Genomic DNA, 17,557 nt, shown 5'->3' on the forward strand with positions numbered 1-17,557 from the left:
AAATCCGATTTTAACCATCTAAAACTTACAGAAAAGTCACATTTAACCGGTAAAGTACTCATCAAGTTATTCATAATAACTAATACTTAACAAAGGGGCTCCTGCTTTTGAACAAGAAACACCTTTATGAAATCGACTTTATGCGTTTCTTTTTTATCATTGGCGTTTTAGCGATTCACACCATCGGCATCGTCAAAAAACAATTCGATCCAACTAGCCTAACTTACCAAATTTTTGGTGGTTTGCACGCCTCTTTTCATTTTACCCGAACCAGTTTTATGTTTGTTAGTGGTTTGGTACTCTTTTTTAGTCTCAGTCGTCGACCCGTCAGCTTATTGAAGTTCTGGCGTAAACGATTCTGGCTGATTGGGATTCCCTATCTCGCTTGGAATCTGGTCTATCTCATGTTGCACGGTCAATCCCCGTTAACGCTGACCTTTTATCAGCAACTGGGCCCGCATTTATTACACGGTGATTTAGGCTATCTCTATTATGTACTCGTCACGATGCAACTCTATCTGATTATTCCGCCATTATTCAAATGGTTGCAACACAATCAACGTTACCACCGCGTCATTCTCTACAGTAGTTTCTGGTGTCAAATTCTCATTACCCTATTGATTAAATTCGTGATTCCCCACCTCGATACCAGCCACTGGCCTTACCTACTCTCCCATTACGGCGTTTTCGTCGGGACTTATCAATTCTATTTCATCGCCGGTGCTATCACCTGCTTGAACTACCAAGAATTGACTGAATGGCTCGATAGTCACGGTCCCAAGCTCATTCATCTTTTATGGATCGCCGTGCCAGCCATCTGGCTTTATTACTATTATGATCGTTTCATTCTCCATTTAGGTGATATTGCTTCTAAATCCGTTCATCAACCGTTATTTGTTTTATACGCCTGCCTTTTCATTCTGATCATCCTATATTTAGGTCGACGTTGGGCCGCTCACCGATTAGAACCACATTGGCGCTGGTTTTCAAAATGGGTCGCACTCGGCGCCCAGCTATCATTCGGCATTTATCTTGCCCAACCGATTGCGATTACTGGTTTCAAATGGTTCTTAGCCAATACTCACCTGAGCACCCTGGCGCTGATCTTAATCACACCAATTGCGCTCCTTGTCATCTACGGTTTATCCTTCGGGATTGCCTATCTCTGTTACCAAACGCCCTACTTAGCTTATTGTATCGGTCGTCCCAAAAAAATACTTAAAACGAGGTCCTCGTCATGTCTAAACTCAGCGCAACCCTGCAAAAACAACTCTTACAATCAACAGCCAAAACACGAGTAACTGATTTAGCCGCACAACACGTTTTCGATGCGGCAACCGTTAGTCGTGATTTACAACACTGTCTCACTTTTTTTAATAATCAAGGTTTACAAACTGGCGACTACCTCATGTTAGGCTTGCCCAATTCTTACCAATTCTACATTACTTATCTCGCCGCCTTAATCACGGGTTTAACGATTACCGCCGTTGACCCCCAAATTCCCAATAACGAAGCGCACCAACTCTTAGCCAAACAAACTTACGCTGCCGTTATTTTCGCCGACGACACTCATTTTAGTACCCCCGAACCCCACCTACGATTGAGTATCAATCCTGAATTAGCGACTAGTCATTACTGGCAACGTCAATCAATTAACCATCACCAACCCACTAATTGCGTGCCGACCGAAAATTCGTTAGCGATTTATATGTATACGTCAGGCACGACTGGGACCCCCAAAGCAGTTGGCTTAACCCACGCTCAACTATTGGCAGCTATTCAAAACATCATCGCGGGCCATCAATTGACCGCCGCGGATCGCACCTATCTCTGTTTACCGCTCTTTCACATTAACGCCCAAGTCATTTCCTTATTGGCCACGACGGTTTCCGGCGGACAACTAGTGATTGCCCCTAAATTCAGTGCCAGCCAATTCTGGGCCACGGTTCAAACCGCGCAAATCACGTGGGTCTCATTAGCCCCAACCATCATCAACATCTTACTCAAAAAAGCCCCCCAGTACGCAATCAATCATCACTTGCGCTTCATTCGATCAGCTTCAGCCCCACTCGCCATTACGACGGCACGTCAATTTGAAAAGACCTTTCAAGTACCGTTAATCGAATCCTACGGCATGACCGAAGCTGCCAGCCAAATTTGCGCCAATCCACTCCAACACCGTAAGTTAGGCTCCGTTGGCGTACCCCTTGGTCTTGATTTAAAAATTGTCGCAGCCGATCATTCAACCTTACCCGCCAACCAAATGGGTGAAATCGCCATTCGTGGGGCTAACGTGATTACGGCCTATCAAAACAGTTTAGGAAACACCGACTTCGATCAAGGTTGGCTGATAACCGGCGACCTCGGTTATCAGGATTCCGAAGGTTACGTCTTCATCAACGGTCGGCAAAAAGACGTGATCAATCGCGGGGGTGAAAAATTAAGCCCCACAGAAGTCGAGAATATTTTATTAGCATTACCCTTCGTTGAACAAGTTTGTGTGACTGGCCAACCGGATCCGATTCTCGGCGAACGCGTCAGTGCTTACATTATCCTCACCAATCACTCAACCGATGCACAACAACTCGAAGCGTATCACCAAGCCATTATCGAACATTGCCAACACAACCTCTCCCGGTTTAAACAGCCCGAAATCATTCATTTCGTCCAAGCCTTGCCCAGTGGTCCGACCGGCAAAGTTAAACGGCATCAATTAACTGATTTTAATTTACAGGAGGTGGCCCATTATGGCTAAAACACATTGGTTTAAAAAACTGGCCGTCGCACTTTTCTGTAGCATCTGGTTAATCGGCGCCGCCTTTGGCTACCACTATCTCTACGGTAATCAAACAGCCGAAGCCAAAACCGTGATTACGATTGGCTATCAAAAAGGCGATATTTTCCAGATTGCCAAACTCGATGGTGGTCTTGAAAAAGCGTTGGAAAAGGAAAACTACACCGTTAAATGGCATGAATTCGTCGACGGTAGCGCCTTACAAGAAGCGCTTAAAACCGGTTCAATTGACTTCGGTCGGACTGGTAACACGCCACCGGTGATTGCGCAAAGCAGTGGCGCGCAAATCGTCTATGCCGCTGCCGGTTATTCTAAATACCAAGGTAGTGCAATCCTGATTCCTAAAAATAGTACCGTTAAATCAGTCAAAGCCTTGAAAGGCCAAAAGATTGCAGTTGCGAAAGGCACTAGCGCTCATTACTTCTTAATCAGAGCCCTCAAAAAAGCTGGCCTGACTTTGAACGATGTTGATGTTCAATATCTAGACGCTGGTGCCGCCCGGATTGCCTTTGAAAAGGGCTCCGTTGCTGCTTGGGTCACATGGGACCCCTATACCGCTTCGGCACAAACTGATATCGGCGCGCAAATCCTAACGACCGCCGAAGGTTATACGACCGATCGTGATTTCATTTTATCCACTAAATCCTTTACAACCGCTAATCCTGACGTGACTAAACTAGTCGTCAGTCAGACCAATAAGGCCCTCAAACGCGCCAATCAAAATAAAAGCCAATTGATTAAAAATCTCGCTAAAGCGTTGAAGATGGATCAAGCGACGATTACCTTGATGGTCAACCGCCGGACTTACGGGCTAGAATCAATCTCCACCGAAATTTTGAAAGAACAACAATCCATCGCCGATACTTTCTACGATTTAAAATTAATCAAAAAGAAAGTTGATGTTCAATCCGCTAAAATCGAAAATTAATAGTCAGTAGGTGTGTCATGCAAAAGTTCAAAACTAAGCTCCTCAATTTCTGTTTACCGGCATTACTGCCCGTCAGTTTACTACTGATTTGGCAAGTCGCGAGTCAGTTCAATTTAATTTCCACTAAGTTTTTCCCGGCCCCTTCGACTATCATCAAAACAGCTTACACCTTGGTACAGGGCCAGGAACTCTTCAAAAACGTCACTATCAGTCTTTACCGTGCCACTTTAGGTCTCGGCATTGGTGCCAGTCTAGGCTTACTACTCGGGTTACTGACCGGCCTCTCCCACCGTGCCAACCAATTACTCGATTCGACCATCCAAATGATCCGCAACATCCCGCATCTCGCATTACTCCCGCTCGTCATCGCCTGGTTCGGGGTGGGCGAAACCAGTAAGATTTTTCTAGTGGCCGTTGGCGTCTTCTTTCCCCTGTACGCCAACACGGTACACGGGATTCAAAGCGTTGATCCAGAATTGATTGAAATGGGCCACGTTTACCAGTTGAGTCGTTGGCAACTCTTCACCGATATTATCTTTCCGAGTGCGCTGCCGGCCATCCTAGTCGGGCTACGTTACGCGCTCGGCATTATGTGGACGACACTAATCGTCGCCGAAACGATCGCTTCGGATTCTGGTATCGGCTATATGGCGATGAACGCCCGTGAATTCATGCAGATGGATGTGATTCTCGTCAGTATTTTGATTTATGCGTTACTCGGTAAAATATCAGATTTAATTGCTAAGTTTTTCGAAAATGAAGCCAATCACTGGCAAATTAATGAATAAAGGTGGTTTTAAAATGCAAACAGTTCTGGAATTAAAAGCAGTTACCAAAAAATTCAACGGCCAAACCATTCTAAATCCGATTGATTTGACCATTCAGCAAAACGACTTTATCGCCGTTATCGGGAAAAGTGGTGCTGGTAAAAGTACATTACTGCGGATGATCGCCGGTTTAAGTGCCCCTAGTTCAGGCAGCATCTGGCAAAACCAGCAGCGCGTCACAACCACCAACGCCATGACCCGAATCATGTTCCAAAATCCTCGGTTGCTCCCTTGGAAAACCGTCGCACAAAATCTCAGTATTGGCCAAGCTAAAATCACCTCTGAACAATTAGCAACCACCTTAGCCCAAGTTGATCTGACGGCCAATCAACATCAATACCCGCTAACCCTCTCTGGTGGCCAGCAACAACGTGTTGCCTTAGCACGTATCTTATTACACCATCCCGAGCTACTATTGCTTGACGAACCGTTTGGCGCCTTAGACGCTTTCACCCGACAATCAATGCAACAACTCATTGAAAACCTGTGGAAAGCCCAACAATTAACCGCCCTATTGGTGACCCATGATATTGAAGAAGCCGTTGCGCTCGCTTCTAAAATCGTGATTGTCGGCCAACAACAATTGCTCCAAGAAATTCCGATTAATCTACCGCGTCCACGAGATCGGCATAGTCCAGCATTTAAAGCGATCGTTCAACAAATCATTAGCCAACTCGAAACCAGCCAAGTTCAACCGGCTGGATAACCAAAAAAAGGTGTTTATCCTGAAAACTCAGGATAAACACCTTTTTTGAATTGCTAGATAATTGATAACGTGCAGTTACTCACAGTTTCCTGTGCTCAGCTACGTCTGGCAAACAAAGTCCATAGTGCGGCCTTTATTCACCAGACTAGGCTAATGCTCCGAAACTACCCGTGAGTGACGGCACTTCGATCATAACGTGCTTCCCAGCCAACTTCTTCCGTCTAGCTACGAATCGCAAGTTATGACTAACCCCAGTCATAACTCACAATTCTAGGCTATACTCAGAAGCTGATCGGCTGTATTTAGCACTTCGATTATAACGTGCTTCTCAAGTAGCCTTTTCCGGTTAACTACAAAATCAGCGTTATGATTCAGAGTACAAATCATAACGCTGATTTGTAGGTTAATCCTCAAAGCCTGACCAACTTGAGTAAGCACTTATTTATCTAATGATTTACCAATCAAATCGCCGATACTAAAACCAGATTCTTCTTCTGGCATTTGATAATCAGATGGTGCAACATCTTTTGGTTCAGAATCTTTCGCACCCGCTGGTTTTTCTTGTAACGCTTTGATTGATAAACCTAAACGTTGTTGATCTGGATCAACATTCAAGACTTTAACTTGAACTGTTTGACCTTCTTCTAAAACATCGTTTGGTGTCGCAATGTGTTGATGTGAGATTTGTGAAATATGCACAAGACCTTCAACACCTGGGAATACTTCAACAAAAGCACCGAAAGTTGTCAAACGTTTGACAACGCCTTCTAAAACACTTCCAACAGGTGCTTTTTCAGCAATTTCATCCCAAGGACCAGGTTGTGTATCTTTAATCGATAATGAAATCCGGCCTTTTTCTTGATCTAATGCTAAGACCTTCACCTTAACCGTTTCACCAACCGTCAAAACATCTGCTGGTTGTTTAATATGGTCATATGAAATTTCAGAAACGTGGACTAAACCGTCAACGCCGCCTAAATCAATAAAGGCACCAAAGTTGGTTAAACGCGCAACTTCACCTTCGATAATATCACCAGGTAATAGTTTTTCAAAAACGGCTTGCAATTGTGCTTTACGTTCTTGTTCAACTAACGCTTTACGTGATAAGATTAAACGATTTTCACTTGGTTCAATTTCAATAATTTGTAAGGTCATTTCTTGGCCTTTATAACCATCCAAGTTACGGACAAAACGGTCTGAGATCATTGAAGCGGGTACAAAACCACGAACGCCTTCAACATCAACGACTAAACCACCCTTAACAACGCTTGAGACAGTCGCTGTTACGGTTTCTTGATTCGTAAATTTAGCTTCAATTTCAGCCCAAATTTTACGTGCTTCTAAACGACGTTTTGATAATAAATAACTACCATTTTCTTTATCATTACCAATTGTTGAAATAACGACTAAGGCCATTTCATCCCCAACCTTAACGATATCTGATAATTGGTCAATGGGTTGACTTGAGAGTTCTTTTTGAGGAACGACCCCTTCAACACCAGTGCCCTGAATTCCAACAATGACTTGGCGATCTTCAATTGCTAAAACTTCACCCTGAACAACGTCCCCAATTTTGACTTCGTGGACACTGTTCAAAGCAGCTGCCATAGCTTCGCTGCTCTGAGTTTCATTCAAGTTAGCATCACTCATACCTAAAATCCTCCTTAACGACTGACTGTCTATACACTTCTATTTTAGTTGAATTCCCGCTGAATTACCAGTTTTTTCCCTTGGTAATTCACTAATTTGGCATCTTTTGTTTCGTAATCGCTAATATTTCAGCGACAACTTGCTCAATTGTTAATTTAGTCGTGTCAATTTCAACCGCATCGGCCGCTTTCCGCAATGGTGAAACGGCCCGCGTACTATCTTTTTGATCTCTTAATTCAATTTCAGCTTGCAACGTTGCTAATGGCGTATCGATGCCCTTAGTGATGTTTTCAGCGTATCGGCGTTGTGCACGTTCTTTGGCACTGGCGACCATAAAAATCTTGACCGCAGCATCGGGCAACACCGTAGTTCCGATATCCCGACCGTCCATCACAACTTGTCCTTGATCGGCAATCTGCCGTTGACGTTTAACCATTTCTGTTCGCACCGCTGCTAAGGCTGCCACTTGTGAGACGTTATTAGTAATTTCGGGTGTCCGAATCGTCAATGTGACGTCCTCACCATTTAGGAAAACTTTTTGACCCGCTTGATCGGGTTGGAATTCAATTTGAGCGTCCACTAATTTAGCCATCAAACCCGCTTCATCCCCGTAATCTAGCCCCAAACGATTCGCAAGCACGGTTGTCGCCCGATACATCGCACCGGTATCTACGTATACGAAACCTAATTGCGTCGCAACAATCTTCGCAACGGTACTCTTACCAGATGATGCTGGTCCATCAATTGCAATTTGCATTCAAAAATCCTCCTAAAAATCATTAAAAAAGGCTGGAGAAAATCCTCCAGGCCTTCAATTGTTATTATTTAATATTGAGTTGCGTCCCTGGTGCAACACTTGAACTAGAGGTTAATCCTGGATTTAACGCTAATAATTGATCTAACGTCATCCCGTTATTAACCGCTGCACGGTACAGGCCTTCGCCCGATTTAAGCGTGTAAGTCCCAGTTGCTGATTCAGAGCTACTGCTACTCGTTTCAGCAGCACTACTACTATCAGCAGCTGCTTGACTAGCACTTGCAGCTTGTTGACTCTCAGCGGCTGCCTGACTACTACTTGCAGCGGCGGCTTGTTCATCACTGGCCGCTTTAGCGCTACTTTCACTGGCTGCCTTAGCTTTGTCTTCACTGGCAACTTTCGCTTTACTCTCGCTAATTGATTGCGACTTCTTAGCCGCTTTCTTAGCACTACTACTGTCAGTATTATCGACAACAATCTTGGAAGATTCTTCAACCGGTTTGTTGGCCCGACTAGAATGGACGGTGTAGGCAATAATTGGAAAAGCAATCATTAACACTAATAAAACACCTAAAATAATGGCAAAATAAGTATTACCCTTTTCTTTACTCTTGGAAGCAACACGGGATAAATTACCTTTGGCATCACGATCATCATCAAATTGTGTTTCCCAGGGTTTATCTTCCGTCTGATTATCTGTTTTTTTCTTGTCATCTTTGAGCATTGACGGCCCTCCCTCTCGGTATTCTTTGATATTGTACCATAGACTTTTCAAAAAAACTTTAAAAAACGCTAAAACAATTGGGTCAAAATCCTATCCCATGGCGTTAAACTGTTTATTTTAGGGGCTTTATCATTAATTGCGTATGCTAAATTAATTTTTTCTAAAAATTCTAAATTCGTTTGATTTCCACAACAAGTGTCATTATGGTTAACTTGGTGAATCGTTTCATCGAAATAATTAATGATAAATTGGCGGCGACAATCTTTAAAAGCCAAATAATCAAGCATTGTCTGCAAGGCGAACTGTTTTTCTTTTTGACGATTCGTCAATAATTGTTCGACCGCATTAGCCGATAAACCGAGTTGTTGGTAGCGGCGTAATAATTCAAATTCGTTGCCCTCACTTTTTTTAAACAAATCCGGTTGCTTAAAAAATTGCTGAATCAAACTGTTGGTTGGAATCCCAAAATCAACCAATGCCTGTTGTAAATACAGATCTTGCGGCGTGGTCAGCACCATCGCATACGCCGGTTGTCCATCACGGCCCGCACGCCCAATTTCTTGCAGATAACTTTCGATGTTCTGTGGCACATGGTAATGAATGACGTAGCGAATATCGGCCTTGTTGATTCCCATCCCAAACGCATTGGTCGCACAAATCACATCAATCGTTCCGTCCATATATTGTTGCTGAATCACGTAGCGTTCCTGTGTCGATAGTGCGGCGTGATAGTAAGCCACCCGTTGATTCGTCTGTTGTTGCAATAAATTCGCAATCTCAACGGTCTTTTGACGACTCGAGAAATATATAATTCCGGGACCTTGACTATTTTTAACCAATTGAACTAAATAGGCATCCTTAGATTGTTCGTCTGGTTGCGGACTAACCCCCAGATAAATATTAGGTCGGTCGACCGACGTTAGGACTTGCTCAACGGCGTTTAAGCCTAATTTATCGATGATATCTAATCGAACCTGGGCATTTGCGGTAGCCGTCAACGCCAACGTTGCAGTCGGCTTTAGCTGCTTTTTAATGCCAGCTAGTGCTAAATAATCTGGCCGAAAATCAATCCCCCATTGTGAGATACAGTGCGCTTCATCGACCACGAACAGATCAATCTGACATTGTTGTAAAGCGACTAGTGTTTCCGGATTGCTTAACGTTTCTGGCGCCATAAAGATAAACCGAAAATCTGGCAAATGGCGTAGCAACTGTTGGCGTTGCCCATACTCCAAATTGGAATTAATCGCGACTGCGCGCTTTTCACCTTGATAATTCAGTTGTGCCACTTGATCTTGCATTAACGCAATCAATGGCGACACAATCATGGTTGTATGGCCCAAACAATAGGCCGGTAACTGGTAACACAACGACTTACCCGTGCCGGTCGGTAAAACGGCCAGTGTATCCCGACCAGCCAAGACAGCCTCAATAACGGCCGCTTGTCCCGGTTTAAAGGTGTCGTAGCCAAAGCGCTGTTTTAAAACCTGTTGAATGTCCCACATTATTGGCCCGCCACCTTTAATTTAATTTGATATAACCGGTATTCAAAAAAATCAATCGCCGGAACCGTCGCTTGAACGGTTTGAAAACTGACCGCCGTATCCTGCGCGAATAACGTGGCTAACTCGCTCTGATGCGTTAAATAATCAACAAACGGAAACTGCGGCACTAATATGGCGATTTCGAGTAGATGTTCCAGAATCGTACCACGTTTAATGTGCCGTTGCTGGCTGATTTGATCAACCGTCTGCCCCGATTGGATGGCTTGCCAGGTTTGAGCGGTACTCTGACTTAACCGGCTTGGCTTATCCAACACTAATCCCCCTAAAATCGGAAATTGAGCTGGTGATTGGCGCAACCGTGTTAAGAGCTGCGCAAACCCATCAAGCGTTTGTAATTCAATGGCCAACGGTGATTGTCCCAACAGTTGCACGAGCTGTTGCTGGCTACTACCGGTGACTTGATGGCCGACTAAGCGATTGGCCAATAGGTTAGCCTGTTCGGTTGTGAGTTCCTGTAACAGCAGCCTGAGCTCAGTTTGAACCTGTTGCGGGAAATAAGTTTGTTGTTTATGTTGTTTAAACCAATAGACGACTTGGTTGCGTTCATGTAAACTGATGGTCACAGGAAAATAACGCTGGTTATGGTGGGCGTATTCAGATGTAATTTGGAGTGCCAGTAATAAGCGACTTTGAAACGCCGTCAATTTGCCCATCTGTGGCCCATCATAATGCTTCGGCCAAAATAAGGTTGGTCGGATTGCTTGTTTTTGTTGATCACCGGCTGGCGTCAACCAAGCAAAATGGTCATCACAGACTAACCAACCCGCCTCAACCATTTTATTTAATATCGCTTGAAATTGCGTCAATGATAGATTAGGATAAATTTGAAGCCATTTTATAATATCGTAATCTAACGCTGCGTATAAATTAGACGTCGTACGCTTACCGACCAAGGTGTAATAGACCACTTGGTAGCGGCGCTTGTCGGTACTCAATAAACATAAAAGATAATCAATTAACATCTTAAATTCCTTATCCTAGAAAGTGTGAATTCATTGTTATATAGTCGTGTTATTCCTGAACGTTGTATTGCCTGTGGCCTCTGCCAATTGAAGGCGCCAACCCTCTTTGATTATGATGCCGATGGTGTTGCCTTCTTTAAACCTGATCAGAATCAAGGTCAGGTCCCCATCGACAATCCACGTGATCAAATTGCGTTCAAATCAGCCTATACAGCTTGTCCAACGGGCGCAATTGTTCGTCAATCAACCCCATTTTCATCCTAGCATATCCCCACGTAAAAAGACACTAACCAGTCGCGGTTAGTGTCTTTTTATTCAGCCTCAGATGGCTGTTTTCATATGTTGTTTTAACCATGGTAAGATTCGTAAATATAAAATACCAAAGACGACCGTGACCAAACCACCTTTAATCAAGTTGAACGGTACTAACCCGATCAAGACGTACTGGAGGGTTGACATGCCTAAATTGAGCCCCATTAATCGAATATAGAGTGGTAAAATAAAGAGCCAATTGGCCAAGACCATCACAATCGTCATACTGATTGAACTGACGACCCCAGCAAAAATTTGACCTTTCACAACGCTTTTTTGCCGTTTGAATAAATAATAAAACGGTAAAAGATAAAAAATAGACGCTAACACTCCGGCAAAATCGCCCACCAAACTTGGCAGACTAGCACCCGTCATGATGAAATGGAGTACCGAGCGAATCACCGCCACCCCGATACCACCAAGTGGCCCGTAAATAAAGGTTCCGAGTAAAACAATCACATCACTAAAATCGACCTTCAAAAAAGGAAAAGCCAAAATGATGGGAAACTCGAAAAACATCACAATAAATGAAATTGCGCCTAACATGGCGACGCCAACCATTGTCCGTACTTTTGATGCATGCATCGTAACACCCTCCAAATGAGGTTGTCTTCATTTGCGAACTCAAAGTGTTTGATTGCATTAAAAAAGGTCTATTAACCAGGGTGATTAATAGACCTTAAATGAATACATTCATACCCAAATAAGCTCTATCTTCTTCCATCTAGACTTTCACTATCGGTACCGGAGTCACACCGGTTCAGCCACTGCAGATGCAGCAGGTCGCGGACTATTACCGCCGGTCGGGAATTACACCCTGCCCTGAAGACAAACCATTAATATTTACTTCACGGAAAGCATACCAAAAAATAATCCTAAAAGCAACGATTTACTTTCGGTTTTTATGCCGTGGTTTTTCACTGAGTTCTGCCATCTTTTTGAATTCTGCGACTTCGATTGGTTTCAACGCCCGGTATTCACCCGACACTAAACCATCAAGGGTTAAGAAACTATAGGTTTCCCGTTTCAATTTAGAAACAGGTAGCCCGACAGCCGCTAACATATTTTTAACTTGATGATTCATCCCTTCGTGAATCGTAATGCTGATGATGGCCGTATTTTTCCGACGATCAGTTGAAATAATTTTCGTTTTAGCTGGCGCTGTTTTACGTTTTTCTAACACAATCCCTTTACGTAATTGACGTAACATATCAGGCGTTGGAATCCCTGAGACCTTAGCCACATAGGTCTTATCAACCTTATATTTAGGATGCATTAACATGTTGGCAAAGTCCCCATCGTTGGTTAATAACAATAACCCTGATGTATCGTAATCAAGCCGACCAACTGGATAAACCCGTTCTGGAATATCTTCAAGATATTCAGTCACGACGGGCCGTTTCTTATCATCAGTCACTGCAGAAATGACTTGGCGTGGTTTGTATAACATGTAATAAACTTTACGTTCCCGTGTTAACGGGACACCATCCACTTCGATATGTTCTGAACCTTCAACCTTGATACCCATTTCGGTCACGACTTTACCATTAATGGTGACGTGTCCCGTTTGAATCAGTGTTTCAGCCTTTCGCCGAGAAGCAACCCCAGCGTTAGCGATGACTTTTTGTAGTCGTTCCATTTATTGTTCTCCTTTATCGTCCGTTTGTGGACTAACTTCATTTAATGTTTGTTCAAATTGACGGAAATATAAATCAGCCGTATCCGCTACTGGTTGGTTTTCATCCACCGTTAATTCTAATTGTTCCAACTCTGGTAATTCTTTAAGCGTTGTTAAACCAAAATAATCTAAAAAATAATCGCTCGTTCCGTATAAAATCGGTCGACCAGGGGCATCTTTGCGCCCTTTTTCAAGCACCAATTGCCGCGCTAATAACGTCTGAATGGCCCCGCTGCTTTGCACGCCACGAACTTCATCGATCTCAATTCGCGTTAGCGGTTGTCGGTAGACGACAATCGCCAATACTTCTAAAGCGGCTTGGCTAATACTCGTCGAAACCGGACCCGCAAAGTAACGTTTAATCAATGGTGCCATTTCTTTTTTGGTGACTAACTTATAACAATCAGCGGCTTGAATCAGGCAAATACCTGAATGGTCATCAGTTTGATAGCGCTGACCTAGTTTTTCCAATAACTGGCGAACCGCGGCCTCATCCAATAACACTAATTGTGCAATTTGGGTTAGGGTCACCCCTTCATCACCGGCAACGTATAATAAACTTTCAATTTCAGCGAGATGCTTCACTAGTCGATTCCTCTTTCAACATCACAAAAATCTGGGTCTGATAAGTTAGCTGATCACAGACAATGCGACGATCTTTCATTAATTCTAATATCGCTAAGAAGGTGGTGACAATTTCATCACAATCATTGGGATTCACAACCAACGATTCAAACGTCACCGCATTGGCTTGGCGACTTAACTGGTTTGTAATCCAATTCATTTTTTCAGTAATCGAAATTTCGTCATTCTGGACGGTTTTAAAAACCGGTTGACTAGCTTTGGCCTCCGCTAACATCTTGGAAACCGCCGCTGCTAAATCACGGGGTTTAATCACACCGCGCGCAAGTGGCACCACTTTTTCAGCGGGATTGGTACTAGCCGGTTTCGCAAAAAGTTGTTGGCGTTCCATTTCACGTTCTTGCAAAACACCGGCAATCTTTTGAAAAGCCTGGTAAGCCAATAACTGATCGACCAGTTCTTGACGCGGATCAACATAGTCGATGGCCTCTTCTTCTTCCAACACCGGTGGCTTTGGCAACAATAATTTGCTTTTAATCTTCATTAACGTTGCCGCCATCACTAAATAATCACCCGCAATATCGAGGGCTAGTTCTTGCATTTGATGCAAGTAATCCAGGTATTGCGCGGTGATTTCAGCAATGGGGATATCATAAATATCAATCTTTGTTTGTTTAATTAAATGTAATAATAAATCCAAGGGTCCTTCAAAATCAGAAAGGACCAACGTCAACTGTTCAGTCATCTCGCAACTAATCCATTTCTTTAGTCTGGTGCTGTTCCCACTTAGCAATTAAAGCCGCTGTGTCTAAAGAACCCATCACCCGACTCTTAGGATACATCGCCGCTAATTCGTCTAACACTTCATAAAACCGGTGGTCACTGCGCTCAGACGGATTCAGTGAAATGTGCCGCACTAATATATAATCAGTCCCCAATTCAATCCCAACAATTCCAGCAAAATCACCTGCTTCATTTTGCCAAAGGTATAAAATATGTTGGTCATCGTTATTGTAAAAAGCAAGTTCTGATTGAACATGCGACACTTCTTTTAGATCAGGGATAAACGATAAAAAGCCCATCGCAATCTTCTCATAATCATTTTTGTACTTAAATAACATGTTGACCTCCAATGATCAAGCAAAGTTCTAATAGCATAACTCTACCACAGATGCTAACCAACAACAAATACGCTCAGTCTCTGGGGTGGCTTCTTTGATAAACCTCTGTCAGATGTTTTTTACTGATATGCGTATAAATTTGAGTGGTTGAAATATCAGAATGCCCCAATAGCTCTTGGACAATCCGTAAATCAGCCCCATTTTCAAGTAAAACAGTCGCGAACGAATGTCGTAGTGTATGGGGGGTGACATCCTTTTCAATCCCGGCTAACTTAACGTACATCTTGAGATTCTTCCAGATGCCTTGGCGCGTTAACCCATTACCATGAAAGTTAACGAACAAGTAAGGGTTTGACTGCCCCTTGGTTAACTTCGGGCGACTGCGGTCTAAATATTGATTGACCCAATCAACCGCGACATCGCCAATCGGAATAATCCGTTCCTTGTTTCCTTTACCAATCGTTTGAATTAAGCCCAACGATAAATGTAAATCGGCTAATTTCAAATGAATCAACTCACTAACCCGTAGCCCGGTTGCGTATAACACTTCCAATATTGCCCGATCGCGTAAGCCTAATGGTTTTGCGGTATCCGGTGTCTGCAACAGTCGTTCGATCTCGCTAGAAGATAAAACGGCCGGCAAATGCCGACCTTGTTTCGGGGAATCAATTTGTAACATCGGATTAATCTCGATTTGTTTTTCACGCAATAAATACTGATAAAACTTACGTAACGTCGAAATACTCCGCGTGATACTGCTCTGCGCTTTATGCGCATCCGTTTGAACTTGTAAATAATTGATAATCACAAAATGATCCTGCGTAAATCCGGTTAACTGCTGTTGTTCTAAATAGGCCGTAAATTGGAATAAATCTTGGCGATAACTACTCCGGGTATTATCCGATAGGCCACGTTCAATCTTTAAATAGTGTAAATAGTCTTCAATTAACGTTTGCATATTTTTCTCCGGACTATAGCTGACTTAAGTCAATTTGGCGCGTCACGTCGACTTTATTAGCGGGCAGCCCGTTGGCCACGTTCACGGTTTGACAATGGTCACAAACGCCTTGTAAGGTTAACCGATGATCCAACACCGCAAATTGAAATTTAGCCAACACTTCGGCTTCAACGTCTGTCAATAAATCTTCATGAATTTCTTGAATTTGACCACATTGCAGGCACAATAAATGATGATGAAAATGGCTATTTTGATTGGGTTCACATAAATCATAATGGGTAATCCCATCTTCAATAAAACTAATTTTATTTAAAATGTGCAATTCCGTCAAAATTTCCAGCGTTCGATAAACCGTCGCTAAACCAATTTCTGGTGCCACTGACTTGGTCAACATAAACACTTGTTCAGCACTTAGATGGTCCTGATAATGATCTAAAATAATGGCAACGGTCGCTTCACGTTGTGAGGTTAATTTAAAGCCGGCCTGTTGTAATTGATGTCGTATTTTTTCTAATTGCGCTGTTTTATCCATAATCGACTTCCTTCACTCCATTACACTCAAAATGATTAGTCCGTTAAATCAGCTTGACCTTTATCCGTTAAGCGCGTTTGACCGTCTTTTTGTTCGATTAAACCGCTCTTCATCAAACGACCTAACGCCCGTTTGAAACTCCCCTTACTAATCCCAAAATAACCTTTGATATCGTCTGGGTCACTCTTATCGGTGTAAGGCATCGTGCCATCTGGTTGGCGTTTTAAAACGGCAATGATCATTTCGGCATCGTCACCGATTTCTTCATAGGCCCGTGGTTTCAAGCTGACGTTTAAGCTACCTTCTGGTCGGACACCAATCACCCGACCTTGAACCATTTGGCCCAAACGGGGTTCTGCTTCGCGTTCGGAAGGATGAATGAAACCAATATAGAAATCATCCGTTAATAGGAACGTGCCGACTAATTTTAAGCGGTAAACGGTCCCTTCAACATTTTCATTCTTCATTTCTGGTTTAGCCGCTTTTGAAATTGATCTAAATATGGCTTCATCGGCAATCTTACCCCAAGTCCGACCTTTTTCATCGACTTCAAGTGCGATCATCAAACGATCACCAGGTTTGGGCCATAATTTATTGATGGTTGGCAATTCATCTAACGAAACGACCATGTCCTTATCGGGTAAACCGATATTGACGAAGACACCTAGATCACGGCGCGTTTCAACGACTTCACCAAAGGCGTAATGGCCCACTCTTGATTTTGGAATAAACGTCGTCAAGATTAATTCACGACTTGAGTTCTCATAAGCAAAACCTTCAACCGTATCACCGATTTCAGGCACTGTTTCAAGCCCTTCTTTGTTAAGCTTTAACGTCACGCCATCTTTTTGAACGAAGAAAGCATCTTCGTTTTCATCTGTGACTAGGGCGGTAATAATTTGTCCGATTAAGTTGTTCATAGTTTACCTCGTTTTTTTATTTAGTGGAACGGTATTAAATTAAAGACTGTTAAAATTGTATACGTCAAACCAGCGGCAATCACCGGACCGGCCGCAATGCCTTTTAAGAAGACAACGCCCATAATGGTCCCAAAAACTAACGCAACGGTCATTTCAGGACTCGCCGCCAATAAGCCAACCCCTTTGGCTGAAAGAACGGCAACTAAGACCCCACAGCCGACTGCGATAAACCCGGCCGGCGTTTTAAAGGCGTTCAACAAATCCTTAAAGCCGATTTGACCGGTCGCAATCGGAATTAAGATGGCGACCGAAATGACGGTCACGCCCCAATTAATCCCTTTCGCCTGAATAATCGGGAAAAGTTTGTTTGAAAATGGCAATAGTTTTAACGCTAAAACAACTGCCGACGCGATGATTAATGATTGGTTTTTACCTAATAAGGCGACGATTAAAATCGCCGCTAAAAATAGCCAGCTCTCCATAGTGACCTCCAATAAAGTCTCTCTACTATTGTAACGATAAACGCGGACCTTGTCAGCAA

Annotated in this window: 20 protein-coding genes and 1 riboswitch; of the genes, 6 read left to right on the forward strand and 14 right to left on the reverse strand. The window is 43.2% G+C overall.

The window, feature by feature from the left end:
• The first annotated feature begins 107 nt into the window (after window positions 1–107).
• From LFUMFP_RS05845 to LFUMFP_RS05865, 5 genes are read left to right on the forward strand one after another with little or no spacing between them, the layout of a single operon-like run.
• Window positions 108–1,301 (forward strand): acyltransferase, encoded by a 1,194-nt coding sequence (locus tag LFUMFP_RS05845; protein ID WP_106483249.1) that lies wholly within the window; start codon window positions 108–110, stop codon window positions 1,299–1,301.
• Window positions 1,238–2,755: an AMP-binding protein gene (locus LFUMFP_RS05850; protein WP_025082337.1), complete on the forward strand. Its 1,518-nt coding sequence runs from the start codon at window positions 1,238–1,240 to the stop codon at window positions 2,753–2,755. Before LFUMFP_RS05845 ends, LFUMFP_RS05850 begins: the two co-directional genes overlap by 64 nt.
• Entirely contained in the window at window positions 2,748–3,722 is a 975-nt protein-coding gene (locus tag LFUMFP_RS05855) for an aliphatic sulfonate ABC transporter substrate-binding protein (RefSeq protein WP_106483250.1), read from the forward strand. The genes LFUMFP_RS05850 and LFUMFP_RS05855 overlap by 8 nt, the downstream gene beginning before the upstream one ends.
• Window positions 3,723–3,739: 17 nt before the next feature.
• Window positions 3,740–4,510: an ABC transporter permease subunit gene (locus tag LFUMFP_RS05860; RefSeq protein ID WP_106483251.1), complete on the forward strand. Its 771-nt coding sequence runs from the start codon at window positions 3,740–3,742 to the stop codon at window positions 4,508–4,510.
• 13 nt (window positions 4,511–4,523) lie between these two features.
• Window positions 4,524–5,255: an ABC transporter ATP-binding protein gene (locus LFUMFP_RS05865; protein ID WP_025082340.1), complete on the forward strand. Its 732-nt coding sequence runs from the start codon at window positions 4,524–4,526 to the stop codon at window positions 5,253–5,255.
• Between the two features lie 438 nt (window positions 5,256–5,693).
• On the opposite strand, the gene rpsA is transcribed toward LFUMFP_RS05865, so the two are convergent.
• From rpsA to LFUMFP_RS05890, 5 genes are all read right to left on the reverse strand, one after another.
• Window positions 5,694–6,905: a 30S ribosomal protein S1 gene (gene rpsA, locus LFUMFP_RS05870; RefSeq protein ID WP_025082341.1), complete on the reverse strand. Its 1,212-nt coding sequence runs from the start codon at window positions 6,903–6,905 to the stop codon at window positions 5,694–5,696.
• A 91-nt stretch (window positions 6,906–6,996) separates the two neighbouring features.
• Window positions 6,997–7,662: a (d)CMP kinase gene (gene cmk, locus LFUMFP_RS05875; protein WP_025082342.1), complete on the reverse strand. Its 666-nt coding sequence runs from the start codon at window positions 7,660–7,662 to the stop codon at window positions 6,997–6,999.
• A gap of 64 nt (window positions 7,663–7,726) precedes the next feature.
• Complete coding sequence (locus tag LFUMFP_RS05880; protein ID WP_025082343.1) at window positions 7,727–8,386, reverse strand: LysM peptidoglycan-binding domain-containing protein; 660 nt, start codon at window positions 8,384–8,386, stop codon at window positions 7,727–7,729.
• A gap of 68 nt (window positions 8,387–8,454) precedes the next feature.
• The gene (locus LFUMFP_RS05885) at window positions 8,455–9,891 is read right to left on the reverse strand and encodes a RecQ family ATP-dependent DNA helicase (RefSeq protein ID WP_106483252.1); all 1,437 of its coding nucleotides are present in this window, start codon (window positions 9,889–9,891) and stop codon (window positions 8,455–8,457) included.
• Entirely contained in the window at window positions 9,891–10,913 is a 1,023-nt protein-coding gene (locus LFUMFP_RS05890) for a helix-turn-helix domain-containing protein (RefSeq protein WP_106483253.1), read from the reverse strand. The genes LFUMFP_RS05885 and LFUMFP_RS05890 overlap by 1 nt, the downstream gene beginning before the upstream one ends.
• 33 nt (window positions 10,914–10,946) lie before the next feature.
• Between LFUMFP_RS05890 and LFUMFP_RS05895 the strand changes: the two genes are divergently transcribed.
• On the forward strand, window positions 10,947–11,177 hold the full coding sequence (locus LFUMFP_RS05895; protein ID WP_106483254.1) for a ferredoxin: 231 nt from the start codon (window positions 10,947–10,949) through the stop codon (window positions 11,175–11,177).
• A gap of 57 nt (window positions 11,178–11,234) precedes the next feature.
• On the opposite strand, the gene LFUMFP_RS05900 is transcribed toward LFUMFP_RS05895, so the two are convergent.
• The 9 genes from LFUMFP_RS05900 to LFUMFP_RS05940 all read right to left on the reverse strand — a co-directional run bounded on the left by LFUMFP_RS05900 (window position 11,235) and on the right by LFUMFP_RS05940 (window position 17,498).
• Entirely contained in the window at window positions 11,235–11,810 is a 576-nt protein-coding gene (locus tag LFUMFP_RS05900; RefSeq protein WP_025082347.1) for an ECF transporter S component, read from the reverse strand.
• Between the two features lie 123 nt (window positions 11,811–11,933).
• Window positions 11,934–12,059: riboswitch (FMN riboswitch) on the reverse strand.
• 55 nt (window positions 12,060–12,114) lie between these two features.
• Window positions 12,115–12,864, reverse strand: a complete 750-nt coding sequence (locus tag LFUMFP_RS05905) for a pseudouridine synthase (RefSeq protein WP_106483255.1) — start codon at window positions 12,862–12,864, stop codon at window positions 12,115–12,117.
• A complete protein-coding gene (scpB, locus tag LFUMFP_RS05910; protein WP_025082348.1) occupies window positions 12,865–13,488 on the reverse strand; it encodes an SMC-Scp complex subunit ScpB in 624 nt (207 codons plus the stop codon).
• Complete coding sequence (locus LFUMFP_RS05915) at window positions 13,472–14,230, reverse strand: segregation and condensation protein A (protein WP_025082349.1); 759 nt, start codon at window positions 14,228–14,230, stop codon at window positions 13,472–13,474. The genes scpB and LFUMFP_RS05915 overlap by 17 nt, the downstream gene beginning before the upstream one ends.
• A 7-nt stretch (window positions 14,231–14,237) precedes the next feature.
• Window positions 14,238–14,606 (reverse strand): hypothetical protein, encoded by a 369-nt coding sequence (locus LFUMFP_RS05920; protein WP_025082350.1) that lies wholly within the window; start codon window positions 14,604–14,606, stop codon window positions 14,238–14,240.
• A gap of 73 nt (window positions 14,607–14,679) precedes the next feature.
• A complete protein-coding gene (gene xerD, locus LFUMFP_RS05925; protein WP_025082351.1) occupies window positions 14,680–15,564 on the reverse strand; it encodes a site-specific tyrosine recombinase XerD in 885 nt (294 codons plus the stop codon).
• Window positions 15,565–15,577: 13 nt separating this feature from the next.
• Window positions 15,578–16,096 carry a Fur family transcriptional regulator gene (locus LFUMFP_RS05930; RefSeq protein WP_025082352.1) on the reverse strand — a complete coding sequence of 173 codons (519 nt, stop codon included), beginning with the start codon at window positions 16,094–16,096 and terminating at the stop codon, window positions 15,578–15,580.
• A gap of 35 nt (window positions 16,097–16,131) precedes the next feature.
• A complete protein-coding gene (locus LFUMFP_RS05935; RefSeq protein ID WP_025082353.1) occupies window positions 16,132–17,016 on the reverse strand; it encodes a CvfB family protein in 885 nt (294 codons plus the stop codon).
• A 20-nt stretch (window positions 17,017–17,036) separates the two neighbouring features.
• A complete protein-coding gene (locus LFUMFP_RS05940; protein ID WP_106483256.1) occupies window positions 17,037–17,498 on the reverse strand; it encodes a DUF441 domain-containing protein in 462 nt (153 codons plus the stop codon).
• Window positions 17,499–17,557 lie beyond the last annotated feature (59 nt).

Origin of the sequence: Latilactobacillus fuchuensis (assembly GCF_900258455.1) — a bacterium.
Classification (GTDB): Bacteria; Bacillota; Bacilli; order Lactobacillales; family Lactobacillaceae; genus Latilactobacillus; species Latilactobacillus fuchuensis.